Consider the following 12,427-nt stretch of genomic DNA (forward strand, 5'->3'; position numbering starts at 1 on the left):
CGGCAATCGCCGCGCCCGCCCCACCGGGATCAGAAGTTATAGAAGAGGCTGAACACCGCCGAGCGCGATTCACCGGGGGTTGCCCAGCCGCCCGACACCGCGCCGCCGGACACGGTGCCGTTCGCTGCCGTGGTGGCCCCGCCGACGTTGTTGCGCACGCCGATGTAATAATCCTCGTTCGTGAAGTTGCTGACGTTGAGCTGTGCCACCAGACCGTTCTTGAAGTCGTACGACACGAAGGCGCGGTGGATCAGGTAATCGTCGACCATGAACTGGGTCCGCTGCAGCAGGTTACGCTGATTGGTCGCGAACTTGCCCTGATAGGTCAGGCCGTAACCGATCTGCAGTCCGAACGGGAAGGCATAGGTCGTGAACAGGCTGCCCGAATGCTTCGGGGTCTGGATCAGCCGGTCGCCGCGCTGCGGGTCGGGAATCTGCACGCTGTTGGCGCAGGGGTTGGTGATCGCTGTCGCCGGCGGGACGGGCGCAACGGGGCCCGGCTTGGCGAGACAGAAGTCCGAGACGCTCTGCCGCACTTCGCTGTCGAGATAGGTGTAGTTGGCGAAGACGGCCCATTCGGGCGTGACATTGCCGGTGATGCCAAGTGCGACGCCGTCGACGCGCGACTTGCCGTCGAGCACTTGCAGCGAGTTGGGCAGCGAGGGATCGTTCGACGGAATGCGGAAATTGGTGCGCTCGTTGCGGAACAGCGCGGCGGTGAGCAGCAGCTTCTTGTCGAAAAGATCGGCCTTGGCACCGATTTCGTAGCTGCGCGCCTTTTCGGGGGCGACGGCGCACGGATCGGCGGCGCCGTTCGCCGGGATCGCGCCGCAGCCAAGGCGCACCGTCGCCGACGACGGTGTCTTGGCGTTGCCATAGGCGGCGTAGAGGCTGACATTCTCGACCGGATGGAACACCGCGCCGATGCGGTACGAGAAAAGATCCTCGTCGCTGGTCTGCGGGAGCAATTGCAGCGCCGTCAGCGGCGTGGTGCCCGGCGGATAAACGCCAAGCGGAATGTTGCGGAATTCGGCGCGGTTCTTTTCATAGCGGACGCCGGCGTTGATCTCGAACATCGAACCGAGCTCGAGCGTGTCGAACGCATAGACGGCAAGGTTGCGGCTCTTGCCCTGCGAACGCCCGGTCACGGTGAAATTGATCGGGCCGGTATAGACAGTGTCGGGGTCCGCAAGGTTGATCTGCGGCAGGACGACGGCCTGACCCAGCGAATTGCGCGCGAGGCTGGCGGTTGTGATGCTGTAATCTTCCCAGGCGGCCGACACGCCGACGACGAGCGTGTTGTGCGTGCCGCCCTTTGCGCCGCTGGTGACGGTCAGGTCGGTCTGGTTGTGGATCAGGCTGTTGACCTGATCGCGGACCAGTCCGCGCGGTCCGTTCGGCTGATAGAAGCCCGGCGCCACCGTGATGCTGAGCGGGTTGGCGCTCGTGCGGAAGACGCCGCTCGAATCGACGACGTTGGTCAGCGAGGCCGTGCAGGCGTTGCCCGTGGTTGCGTCCGGGGTCGATCCGATCGGCTGGCGATTGTTCGCAAGGCAGAAGGTGCCCTGCGGGGCGCTCGTTTGGCTGTACTGGCCGACGCGTTGCCAGCGGGTCAGGTTACGGATCGATACATTGTCGCTGAACGCGTGGCGGAAGGTAGCGGTCAGGCGATCGACAGTTGTTTCCTGCTTGTCGAGATTCCTGATCCCGAAATAGTCGCTGTCATCGACACCGGGCAGCGGGCCGTTGTTGAGCGTGCTGAGGAAATAGGGAACGCCATAGATCGGCGTATTGTCGTCCTTCTGGTGGAGATAGGCCAGCGTCAGGCTGGTATCGCTGTCGATGCCGAGCGTGATCGACGGTGCGACGCCCCAGCGCTGATAGGATTCGACGTCGCGGCCGGGGACGTCATTTTCGTGATACATCGCATTCAGGCGGACCGCGATCAGGTCGCTGACGCGCCAGTTGCTGTCGACCGCAGCGCGATAATAATTGTCAGTGCCGACCGCCGCCTGCACCGTCGTCGCGCTCCGCGCGAACGGAATCTTGCTGACGAGGTTGATCGTGCCGCCGACGCTGCCCGATCCGTTGAAGACCGAGTTCGCGCCGTTGTAGACTTCGATCTGCTGCAGGTTGAAGGGGTCGGTGCGGCTGTACTGCGCGCTGTCGCGCACCCCGTCGACGGTCAGGTCGTTGTTCGCCGAATAGCCGCGCAGATTGATCGAGTCGCCATAACCGCCGCCGCCTTCGCCCGCGCCGAAAGTGATACCGGGGATGGTCGTGAGCGCATCGCGCAGCGTCAGCAGGTTCTGCTGGCGGATTTGCTCCTGCGACACGACCGTGACTGTCTGGGGCGTGTCGACGAGCGGAGCGGTCGACTTGGGCGATTCCACCTCATTGGCCAGCGCCCCGTTGACGACGATCTCGCCGCGGCCGCCGGGCGCGTCCTGTGCCTCGCCGGTTTCGGCTGCAAATGCCGAAGCGCTGATAAGGCTGCCCACGCAGGAGAGTGCGAGGAACGAGGCGGACGTCGATGGTTTCACGGTAAACCCCCTGTTTTGTGATTGGTTCGGGGCGCCGCTATTGAGTGTCGCTTGCAAAGTCAACTCTAATGCGAATCATTCGCGACATTGTCGCAATTGATATCAATTTGGGAGAATGTTTAGTGTCGGCGTTCGAGCCACCAGCTCTGTCGCCAGCCATATTGGCTCGCGACGGGTTCGCCGGCTGCATTGGTCGCGGGCTTGAAGCGGAAACGCTCTTCGATCAGGTCGCACGTCGTCCCGTCGAGCGAGGCGTCGCCGCTCGACCGCGTCACGCGGCATCCGCGGACGCGGCCGCTGGCCTCGATGGTGAAGCGCACCTCGACCTCGCCGCCCGCTTTCGCGCGGCTGGCTTCGCGCGGATAGTCGCGGTCACGGATCGTGCCGCTGCGCCAGACGGCCTTGGTCCCGCCGCCGGTTCCGCTGCCGGCACCGCCCGCGCCGGTGCCGTCGCCGCGCCCGCCTGCGCCCGATCCGGTGCCGGGATTCGGCGTCGCCCCCGCCGACGCGTCGTTCCCGGCGCCCGGGCGCGGCGCGGCGGCAATCGGCGGCGCGATGGGGGGCAGCTTGGGCGGCGGTGCGGCGACCGCGGCGGCTTTGGCATGCTTGTTCGCAGCCGACGCCTTGCCGCTGGCCTTTTCACTCGGCGCCTTCGCTGGCTGGGCCTCCTCGCGCGGTGGCGGCGGCGCGGGGAGGGCGATCGCCGCGATCGCGTCGCTGGCCTTGCGGACGACATCGAGATCGAGGCCGCTCGCGAGGCCAAGCCCGACCGCACCGACCGCAAGCAGCGCGCCGCCGCCCGATATAAGCTTCTGTCGCCCCGAAACTTGCCCCGTATAGGCCATCGCGCCGCCTCTCATCGCGCGCCGCGGCGCGCAACCGGTGACCCGTTTAGAGGAATTCGTTTAGCGTGGATATGAACCGGTCGAACTGGTCGTGGTGCAGCCAGTGGCCGGCATTTTCGAATTCGATCACCTTGGCGGTGTTGAAATGGACAAGTCGCCCGTCATTCTCGGGATTCGAGGCCCAGCTATTCGCGCCATAGAGCAAGAGGGTGGGGCAGGTGATCGCGCCCCACAGCGCGGCGATGTCGTCCTGCGGCATGTCGAATGCGGGCCAGACATTGAGGTAATTGTCGAACTTCCAGCTCCACGTCCCATCCTCGTTGCGGCTGATGCCGTGGATCGTCAGGTGGCGCGCCTGCGCCTCGGTCAGATAGCTGTTCTCGCCCATCATTCGCGCGAGCGCGTCCTCGAGCGTCGCATAGCGGCGCGGGGTGCGCCCCGCCGCCTGGCGCTTGTCGTCGATCCATTTTCGGAAACGTTCGGCGTAACCCGTCTTCGCGCGTTCGGCGATCACCTTGGGCGAGGGGCCGAGCCCCTCGATCGCGACGAGCTTGCGGACATTTTCGGGATAGAGGCCGGTATAGCGCAGCGCGATATTGCCTCCCATCGAATGCGCGACGATCGAGAGCGGGCCGAGGTCGAGCTGGTGGATCAACTGCGCGAGGTCATAGACGAAAGTGTCCATGGCGTAATTGCCGTCGGGCGACCATGCACTGTCGCCATGACCGCGCAGATCGGGTGCAATGATGTGATAGCGATCGCGCAGCTTCTCCGCGACCCAGTCCCAGTTGCGGCAATGGTCGCGCCCGCCATGGACAAGCAGCAGCGGCGGCGCGCCGCGATTGCCCCAGTCGACATAATGCAGCTTCAGACGCTGCGAGATGAAGCTGTTCGAGGTCGGGCCGGCACTTGCCATCGGATCATCCTTGCTGTCTGTTCCAGTTTCAAAAGGCGACTGGTTTCGATCCGTCAACCCCGGATCGCTTTCAGTGTCGAGCAAGGGAGAGAGGCATGACGACATTCCGCGATAATCTTCTGGCCGGTAAGACGGCGTTTGTCGCCGGCGGGACGAGCGGCATCAACTTGGGCATCGCTAAGCGCTTCGCTGAACTGGGCGCCAAGGTTGCGGTGGCCGGGCGCGACCCTGACAAGGCGCAGCGCGCCGCCGTCGAAATTGGCCATGACGCCATCGGTCTGTCGGGCGACGTGCGCGACTATGCGGCGATTCGTGGGGTGATGGAGACGGTGGTGGAAAAACTCGGACCGATGGACATCGTCATTTCGGGCGCGGCAGGCAATTTCCTCGCCCCGGCGCTCGGCATGTCGGCGAACGCGTTTCGCACCGTCGTCGACATCGACCTCAACGGCACCTTCAACGTTTTTCGCGGCTGCCACGATCTGCTCAACCGGCCCGGCGCGTCGCTGATCGCGATCACCGCGGGGCAGGCGGTCAATGCTTCGTCGCTGCAGGCGCACGCTTGTGCTGCCAAGGCGGGGATCAACCAGTTGATTCGCGTGCTCGCGCTCGAATGGGGTCCCGAGGTGCGCGTCAACGGCATCTCGCCCGGGCCGATCGCCGGGACCGAAGGCATGGCGCGCCTCGCCCCCGACGCCGAAACGCGCCAATCGCATTTCGACCGCATCGCGATGAAGCGCTGGGGCGAGATCAAGGAGGTCGCCGAATCGGCGGTGTTCCTTTGCTCGCCGGCTGCCGGCTATATTACCGGCACGATCCTCGACTGCGACGGCGGCAGTCAGATCGGCGATGCATCGCGCGGCGATCTTGCGCGCGGGATGGCGTGAGTCGAACTGAAAGCAAAAACGCCGCCAACCCGATGGGGTGGCGGCGTTTTTAATGGTGGGCGTGGCAAGGATTGAACTTGCGACCCCTGCGATGTCAACACAGTGCTCTACCACTGAGCTACACGCCCATCCCTTGGGGTGACGCGCCCCCTAAATGCCTCCGCGCGACTTGGCAAGCCCTTCGCGTGCGGCGTCGTCGTTATTGTTGGCTGGAGCGGTCGCTGCGGCCGAACATATTGTCGACCTCGCGCACCAGATCCTTGAGGTGGAAGGGTTTCGACAGCAGCTTCGCCTGCGGCACATTTTCCTCGGCACGCAGCGAAACCGCGGCAAAGCCGGTGATGAACATGACCTGCGTCTGCGGCGCGGCCTTCGCGGTATGCTGGGCGAGTTCGATCCCGTCCATCTCGGGCATCACGATATCCGACAGCAAAAGGTCGAAAGTTCCCGAATCGATATAAGGGACCGCGGCGGTGCCGCGGTCGACCGCGGTGACGTGATAGCCGGCACTGGTCAGCGCGCGTGCGAGATACTCGCGCATCACGTCGTCATCTTCGGCCAGCAAAATGCGAATCATGTTGAAATCTGTTCCCTGGTCCTTCGGTGCAGCCGGTTCCGGTCGGCTGCCCCCTCTGTCATGCCCTGCATAGCGTCAGAGATTTAACAAATTGACGCGCGGCGCTGGATTCGTCCCGTTTTTTTTGCCACCCATCGCTTATGCCGTCCCGCACCATCCCGCCCGTCGCCATCGCTGTCAACCGGCCCGCGGCGAGCGGCCCCGTCGTCGTGTCGGTGCCGCACGCAGGGCGCATCTATCCGCCCGAGATATTGAGCGCGGCGCGGGTCGACCGGCCGCACCTTGAGCGACTCGAGGATAGCTGGTGCGACCTGATCGCGGCCGGCGCCGCCGAGGCGGGCGCGACGGTCGTCCACGCGCTATGGGCGCGCGCCGTCGCTGACCTCAATCGCGGTGAGGGGCAGATGGCGCCGAGCGAGGTTGCCATGCCGCTGCGGGCGCAATTTTCGGCGCCGGGGCGCAAGGAACGCGCAGGGCTTGGGGTGGTGCCGACGCGACTCGCCGATTGCGGTCCGCTATGGAAGCGGCCGATCGACGGCGCCGCGCTCGAGTGGCGTCTCGAATCCTTCCATCGGCCGTACCACGTCGCCCTCGCCGACGCGCTCACCGCGGCGCGCAATGAATATGGCCATGCGATATTGATCGATCTCCATTCGATGCCGCCGATTCCGGCGGGCCAGCCGGGGCACGGCGCGCGAATCATCGTCGGCGATCGTTTTGGCGAAACCGCGGGCGACTGGCTGATCGATCTGGCGGTGGCGTCGGCCGAGCGATTGAACGAACTCGTTGCGCGCAACCAGCCCTATGCCGGCGGCCATATCATTCGGACGCACGGCCGGCCGGCGGAGGCCGTCCATGCGGTGCAGATCGAAATCGACCGCAGCCTGTACCTCACGCCGGAGCGTTTGCCCGACACGGCTCGTATTGCGCGGCTGGCGGGCTGGTTTTCGAACCTTGTCGCTGAAGCGGGATATGGCCGGCCCGACGCCGAAATATTCGCGCAAGCCGCTGAATAAAAAACCACCTCGTACCGAAGTACGAGGTGGCCAGGGTCCAGGGAGGACGCGTCCGCGTCAGTGATGACGGGACACTCGCCGCGATGGAAAGGGGGAAAACCATGGCGGCGTAGAGTTAAGTTAGGATGTTGTGCGCCGACTTACAAGAAGAGACGGTGCAGAATCTGCAATATGCAAGAAATTGGTCGGGGAGAGAGGATTCGAACCTCCGGCCCCTGCCTCCCGAAGACAGTGCTCTACCAGGCTGAGCTACTCCCCGACCGATCTTTGCACCGGCGGGCCGGTGCGAAGGCAGGGCGGTCCTCTAGACGCGCAATCTGTGAACTTCAAGCGCCAATCGGCACATTGAAGATGATTGCCCGAACTAGAGCATTTCGGCAGTTCGAAAACTGAAATGACCACCCGCAACGAAAATCAGATGATCGGCCAGATCGATGCCCATGGTCCGCAAGAAAAGCGCGGCATCGTGCGTTGCGCCGATGTCGGCCTCGCTAGGCCAGGGCGTGTCGGACGGATGGTTGTGCGCCATGACGACCGTCGCAACGCTGCCGTCCAGCAGCGTGCGCCAAGCGCGTGGCGGGATGACGCAGCGGCCCGAGCTATCCCCGTCGACGCGTTCGAGCCGAACAAGGCGTTCGAAGGCGTCGAATGCGGCGAGGAGCAGGGTTTCGCGCTCGTCATCGAACATCGGGCGCAGCAACAGGCGCGCGACATCATCCTCAAGCGGGCACGGCACAAAGCCGGCCAGCGCCGACGGGTCCGGCGCTTTGCCAAGGGGTTCGAACAGGGTCATCGCCGTCCCCATGCGCTCAGACAGCGCGATTCCCAACGCCCGACTGCCCCGCATTGGAGGCTTTGGGCCGCCAGTCCTGTCGCTCCCCATGTTGCTCCCTTGTCCCCTCGCGGCGCGAAGCCTAGCACCGAGAGACAAAGCTGGGAGCCGAGTCTTGCCTGATTCCATCCATTATGAACTGCAATATCTGGACCTGATGCGGCGCATCTGGGTCGAAGGCGACGAACGCGTCGATCGCACCGGCGTCGGCACGCGCTCGCTGTTTGGCGAGACGATGCGATTCTCGCTCACGGACGATGCGATCCCCTTGCTCACGACCAAGCGCGTCTATTGGAAAACCGCGCTGCGCGAACTGCTGTGGTTCCTGACCGGCGACACCAATATCCGATCACTCGTTTCGCAGGGCGTAAAGATCTGGACCGACTGGCCGCTCGACAAATATCGCCGCGCGACCGGCGAGGCGATCAGTGCCGAGGATTTCGAAGCGCGAATCGTCGCGGATGAGCGTTTCGCAGCAGAGTGGGGTGATCTTGGCCCGGTCTATGGTCATCAATGGGTGAACTGGCCACGCTATGAGCCGGCGGGCGAAGGGCTCTTCCGCCGTGCCGAGCAGGGGCACAACCAGATCGCGGCGCTGATCGATTCGCTGAAGAATAATCCCGGGTCGCGGCGGCACATCTTTACCGGCTGGAACGTCGCCGACCTCGATCGCATGGCGTTGCCACCATGCCACATGACCTATCAGTTTCATGTCCGCAGCGATGGCGGCCTGTCGTGCCTGTTGTTCCAGCGCTCGTGCGATCTTGGCCTGGGCTTCGCGTTCAACGTGTTCGAGGCGGCGCTGCTGACGCGCCTAATTGCACAACAATGCGACCTTCATGCACACGAACTGGTGTGGACGGGCGGCGACGTGCATCTCTACCTGAACCACGCAGAGTTGGTCGAACAGCAGTTATCGCGCGTTCCGGATGGCGCGCCGAAGCTGCGCATCCTTCGCCGGCCTTCGAGCATTTTCGACTATCGGTTCGAGGATTTCGCGGTCGAGGATTATGCGCCGCAAGCGCATATTTCCGCGCCTGTCGCGGTCTGATGGCCGCCGTTGCATTCGTATGGCGACCGTAATAATATGTCGTCATGTTGAAATATAACTAGGCGCTCGATTCGCGCCTTCAAAGGGAAGAAGATATGCCTGAGACGCCTCAGCGCCCGGCGAGCAATTTGCCGCCGCTGTCGCTTCATATCCCCGAACCGCGCTATCGCCCCGGCGATACCCCGGACTTTGGCGATATCGAAGTTCCCGCGGTCGAAGCGACCCCGCGCCCGAGCGAAGCGACCAAGCCCGATGCGATGCGCGAGCTGAGCTACGGCCTCGTCCGCGTCCTCGATTTCGACGGGCAGGCGAAGGGGCAGTGGGATCCGAAGCTGTCGCCCGAGCGGCTGCGCACGATGCTGCGCTACATGATGCTCACCCGCGCCTTCGACGACCGCATGTTCCGCGCGCAGCGGCAGGGCAAGACCAGCTTCTATATGAAGTGCACCGGCGAAGAAGCGACCTCGGTCGCCTCGACGATGGCGATTGGCCGCGAGGACATGTGCTTCCCCAGCTATCGCCAGCAGGGCATCCTGATCGCGCGCGACTATCCGCTGATCCAGATGATGAACCAGATCTACTCGAACCGCGGCGATCACCTGATGGGCCGCCAGCTGCCGATCATGTATTCGGCGCCCGAACATGGGTTCTTCAGCGTGTCGGGCAATCTCGCGACGCAATATCCGCAGGCGGTGGGCTGGGCGATGGCTTCGGCGTCGAAGGGCGACAGCCGTATCGCGACCGTGTGGTGCGGCGAAGGCTCGTCGGCCGAGGGTGACTTCCACTCGGCGCTGACCTTTGCGACCGTCTACAACGCGCCGGTCATCTTCAACGTTGTGAACAACCAGTGGGCAATCTCCAGCTTCTCGGGCTTTGCCGGCAGCGAACGCACGACCTTCGCGGCACGCGCGGTGGGTTATGGCATCGCGGGGCTGCGTATCGACGGCAATGATCCGCTAGCGGTTTATGCCGCGACACGGTGGGCCGCAGATCGCGCACGCACCAACAACGGCCCGACTTTGATCGAGCATTTCACCTATCGCAGCGAAGGCCACAGCACCTCGGACGACCCGAGCGCTTATCGCGCTGCCGACGAGGCGACCGCATGGCCGCTCGGCGACCCGATCGCGCGGCTGCGCCAGCATCTCGAAACGCTCGGCGAATGGGATGCCGAACGCCACGAGGCGCAGGCGAGGGAACTCGACGATCTGGTCAAGACGACCCAGAAACAGTCGGAAAAGCTCGGCATCCTCGGTCACGGCATGCACCAGCCGTTCGAGACGATGTTCGACGATGTGTTCGAGGAGCTGCCCTGGCACCTCAAGGAACAATGCGCACAGATGCTCGCCGAGCAAGAGGCCAAGTTCGGCCCCAATTGGAAGCCCGAATAATGGCTGAAACCAAAACCATGAACATGATCGAGGCGATCAACAGCGCCATGGACGTCATGCTCGAACGCGACCCGAACATGGTCGTGATGGGCGAGGACGTCGGCTTTTTCGGCGGTGTCTTCCGCGCGACCGCGGGGCTGCAGAAAAAGCACGGCAAGACCCGCGTGTTCGACACGCCGATCAACGAATGCGGCATCATCGGCGTCGCGGTCGGCATGGGCGCTTATGGCCTGCGCCCGGTCCCCGAGATCCAGTTCGCCGACTATATCTATCCGGGGCTCGACCAGCTCGTCAGCGAAGCCGCGCGCCTGCGTTATCGCTCGGCGGGCGATTTCATCTGCCCGATGACGGTGCGTACTCCTTTCGGGGGCGGAATCTTCGGCGGCCAGACGCACAGCCAGTCGCCCGAAAGCATCATGACCCACATCTGCGGCGTGAAGACGGTGATCCCGTCGAACCCCTATGACGCCAAGGGCCTGCTGATCGCGGCGATCGAGGACAACGACCCCGTCGTCTTCCTCGAGCCCAAGCGCATCTACAACGGCCCGTTCAGCGGCTATTACGACCGCCCGGTCGAGCCCTGGTCGAAGCATGACGCAAGCGCGGTGCCCGAAGGTCATTACCGTATCGAACTCGGCAAGGCCGCGACGGTCCGCGCTGGCGAGGCGCTCACCATCCTCGTCTATGGCACGATGGTGCATGTGACCAAGACGATCGTCGAGGAAATGGGCATCGACGCCGAAATCATCGATCTGCGCACCTTGCTGCCGCTCGATATCGACGCGATCGAAACCTCGGTGAAGAAAACCGGTCGCTGCCTGATCATCCACGAAGCGACGCGCACCTCGGGCTTCGGCGCCGAACTCGCCGCGCTCGTGCAGGAACGCTGCTTCTATCACCTCGAGGCGCCGGTCGAACGCGTCACCGGCTTCGACACACCTTATCCGCATAGCCTCGAATGGGCCTATTTCCCCGGCCCGGTGCGCATCGCGACCGCGCTGACCAAGATTTTGAAGGACTGACGCCATGGCCCGTTACTCATTCCGTCTGCCCGACATCGGCGAAGGCATTGCCGAGGCCGAAATCGTCGCCTGGCACGTCAAGATCGGCGAGCGCGTTGAGGAAGACGCGCAGCTTGCCGACATGATGACCGACAAGGCGACCGTAGAAATGGAATCGCCTGTTTCGGGGATCGTCGTCGAATTGGCGGGCGAGGTCGGCGACCTGATCCCGATCGGATCGACGCTGGCGGTGATCGAGACCGATGGCGACGAAGAAGGTGGGGGCGACGTCGAGGCGCCGCCTGCTGACACGCCGGTCGAACAGCAGATCGAGGCGGAGACGCCGGGTGCGGAGGAGGTTTCGGTCGCCGAGGTTGCTGCACCTGCACCCGCCGCAACTCCCGCGCCGGCTCCGGCTCCTGCACCCGTGCCGGTCGTGACTGCAGACCATAGCGGCGCCGTGCTGGCATCGCCCGCCGTCCGCGCCCGCGCCAAGGATCTCGGCGTCGACCTCGGTCAGGTCCAGGCCGAGGGCGACCGCATCCGTCACGCTGATCTCGACGCGTTCCTGCGCTATAGCGGCGGGCAGGGCTATCACGCCCCCGGCGCCAGCCGCGCCCGCGCTGACGAGCCGATCAAGGTCATCGGCATGCGCCGCAAGATCGCCGAGAATATGGCGGCATCGAAGCGCGCGATCCCGCACTTCACCTATGTCGAGGAAATGGACGTCACCGCGCTCGAAGAGATGCGCGCCGATCTCAACGCCAACCGTGGCGGCCGCCCGAAGCTGACGATGCTGCCCTTCCTGATCGTTGCGATCTGCCGCACCATCCCGCAGTTCCCGATGATCAACGCACGCTACGATGACGAGGGCGGCGTTGTGACGCGTTACGGCGCGGTGCATCTGGGCATGGCAACGCAGACCGACGCGGGGCTGATGGTCCCGGTGATCCGCGATGCGCAGGACAAGAATGTGTGGCAGCTCGCGAGCGAGATCACCCGCCTCGCCGAAGCCGCGCGCACCGGCAAGGCAAAGGTCGAGGAACTGACCGGCGGCACGCTGACCGTCACCTCCTTGGGCCCGCTCGGCGGCATCGCAACGACCCCGGTGATCAACCGCCCCGAAGTCGCGATCATCGGCCCGAACAAGATCGTCGAACGCCCCGTCTTCGACGGCGACGAGATTCGCCGCGCGAAGCTGATGAACCTGTCGATCAGCTGCGACCACCGCGTCGTCGATGGTTGGGATGCGGCGAGCTATGTGCAGGCGCTCAAGAAGCTGATCGAAACGCCGGTTTTGCTGTTCGCTGACTAAGGTAACGAAGCAATCCGGGACGGTGGACGTTCGCCCCGGATTGCTTCGCTAGG

At 64.2% G+C, this 12,427-nt stretch carries 11 protein-coding genes and 2 tRNA genes; 6 read left to right on the forward strand and 7 right to left on the reverse strand.

Going from position 1 to position 12,427, the window contains the following annotated elements; genetic code table 11:
• Positions 1–29: 29 nt before the first annotated feature.
• The 3 genes from FG91_RS01155 to FG91_RS01165 all read right to left on the reverse strand — a co-directional run bounded on the left by FG91_RS01155 (position 30) and on the right by FG91_RS01165 (position 4,304).
• On the reverse strand, positions 30–2,543 hold the full coding sequence (locus FG91_RS01155) for a TonB-dependent receptor (protein ID WP_037510746.1): 2,514 nt from the start codon (positions 2,541–2,543) through the stop codon (positions 30–32).
• Between the two features lie 119 nt (positions 2,544–2,662).
• Positions 2,663–3,388, reverse strand: a complete 726-nt coding sequence (locus FG91_RS01160) for an energy transducer TonB (protein WP_037510748.1) — start codon at positions 3,386–3,388, stop codon at positions 2,663–2,665.
• A 46-nt stretch (positions 3,389–3,434) separates the two neighbouring features.
• Positions 3,435–4,304 carry an alpha/beta fold hydrolase gene (locus FG91_RS01165; protein ID WP_037510750.1) on the reverse strand — a complete coding sequence of 290 codons (870 nt, stop codon included), beginning with the start codon at positions 4,302–4,304 and terminating at the stop codon, positions 3,435–3,437.
• 95 nt (positions 4,305–4,399) lie between these two features.
• Here FG91_RS01165 and FG91_RS01170 point away from each other — a divergent pair, with 95 nt between their 5' ends.
• Positions 4,400–5,191, forward strand: a complete 792-nt coding sequence (locus FG91_RS01170; RefSeq protein ID WP_037510753.1) for an SDR family oxidoreductase — start codon at positions 4,400–4,402, stop codon at positions 5,189–5,191.
• Between the two features lie 53 nt (positions 5,192–5,244).
• Here the strand turns inward: FG91_RS01170 and FG91_RS01175 are convergent.
• A tRNA-Val gene (locus FG91_RS01175) sits at positions 5,245–5,319 on the reverse strand.
• Between the two features lie 71 nt (positions 5,320–5,390).
• Positions 5,391–5,768 carry a cell cycle two-component system response regulator CpdR gene (gene cpdR, locus FG91_RS01180; protein ID WP_037510756.1) on the reverse strand — a complete coding sequence of 126 codons (378 nt, stop codon included), beginning with the start codon at positions 5,766–5,768 and terminating at the stop codon, positions 5,391–5,393.
• Positions 5,769–5,908: 140 nt separating this feature from the next.
• Here cpdR and FG91_RS01185 point away from each other — a divergent pair, with 140 nt between their 5' ends.
• On the forward strand, positions 5,909–6,784 hold the full coding sequence (locus tag FG91_RS01185) for an N-formylglutamate amidohydrolase (RefSeq protein ID WP_081940352.1): 876 nt from the start codon (positions 5,909–5,911) through the stop codon (positions 6,782–6,784).
• A 182-nt stretch (positions 6,785–6,966) separates the two neighbouring features.
• Here FG91_RS01185 and FG91_RS01190 read toward each other — a convergent pair.
• Together FG91_RS01190 and FG91_RS01195 are read right to left on the reverse strand one after the other, a co-directional pair.
• Positions 6,967–7,043 (reverse strand) — tRNA-Pro (locus FG91_RS01190).
• 105 nt (positions 7,044–7,148) lie between these two features.
• A complete protein-coding gene (locus tag FG91_RS01195) occupies positions 7,149–7,577 on the reverse strand; it encodes a JAB domain-containing protein (protein WP_037511090.1) in 429 nt (142 codons plus the stop codon).
• Positions 7,578–7,731: 154 nt separating this feature from the next.
• On the opposite strand from FG91_RS01195, the gene thyA reads away from it, so the two are divergent.
• From thyA to FG91_RS01215, 4 genes are all read left to right on the forward strand, one after another.
• Complete coding sequence (gene thyA / locus FG91_RS01200; RefSeq protein WP_037510758.1) at positions 7,732–8,667, forward strand: thymidylate synthase; 936 nt, start codon at positions 7,732–7,734, stop codon at positions 8,665–8,667.
• Positions 8,668–8,762: 95 nt separating this feature from the next.
• On the forward strand, positions 8,763–10,058 hold the full coding sequence (locus tag FG91_RS01205) for a 3-methyl-2-oxobutanoate dehydrogenase (2-methylpropanoyl-transferring) subunit alpha (protein ID WP_037510761.1): 1,296 nt from the start codon (positions 8,763–8,765) through the stop codon (positions 10,056–10,058).
• Positions 10,059–10,075: 17 nt separating this feature from the next.
• Complete coding sequence (locus FG91_RS01210; protein WP_037511093.1) at positions 10,076–11,080, forward strand: alpha-ketoacid dehydrogenase subunit beta; 1,005 nt, start codon at positions 10,076–10,078, stop codon at positions 11,078–11,080.
• Positions 11,081–11,084: 4 nt separating this feature from the next.
• Positions 11,085–12,374: a dihydrolipoamide acetyltransferase family protein gene (locus FG91_RS01215; protein WP_037510764.1), complete on the forward strand. Its 1,290-nt coding sequence runs from the start codon at positions 11,085–11,087 to the stop codon at positions 12,372–12,374.
• Positions 12,375–12,427 lie beyond the last annotated feature (53 nt).

It is taken from the genome of Sphingopyxis sp. LC81, from assembly GCF_000756375.1.
Taxonomy (GTDB): Bacteria; Pseudomonadota; Alphaproteobacteria; order Sphingomonadales; family Sphingomonadaceae; genus Sphingopyxis.

Excerpts from the sequence above, each read along its gene's own strand:
- FG91_RS01160 (WP_037510748.1), bottom strand. The coding sequence starts at position 3,388 with ATGGCCTATACGGGGCAAGTTTCGGGGCGACAGAAGCTTATATCGGGC.
- FG91_RS01165 (WP_037510750.1), bottom strand. The coding sequence starts at position 4,304 with ATGGCAAGTGCCGGCCCGACCTCGAACAGCTTCATCTCGCAGCGTCTG.
- FG91_RS01170 (WP_037510753.1), top strand. The coding sequence starts at position 4,400 with ATGACGACATTCCGCGATAATCTTCTGGCCGGTAAGACGGCGTTTGTC.
- cpdR (WP_037510756.1), bottom strand. The coding sequence starts at position 5,768 with ATGATTCGCATTTTGCTGGCCGAAGATGACGACGTGATGCGCGAGTAT.
- FG91_RS01185 (WP_081940352.1), top strand. The coding sequence starts at position 5,909 with ATGCCGTCCCGCACCATCCCGCCCGTCGCCATCGCTGTCAACCGGCCC.
- FG91_RS01195 (WP_037511090.1), bottom strand. The coding sequence starts at position 7,577 with ATGACCCTGTTCGAACCCCTTGGCAAAGCGCCGGACCCGTCGGCGCTG.
- FG91_RS01205 (WP_037510761.1), top strand. The coding sequence starts at position 8,763 with ATGCCTGAGACGCCTCAGCGCCCGGCGAGCAATTTGCCGCCGCTGTCG.
- FG91_RS01210 (WP_037511093.1), top strand. The coding sequence starts at position 10,076 with ATGAACATGATCGAGGCGATCAACAGCGCCATGGACGTCATGCTCGAA.
- FG91_RS01215 (WP_037510764.1), top strand. The coding sequence starts at position 11,085 with ATGGCCCGTTACTCATTCCGTCTGCCCGACATCGGCGAAGGCATTGCC.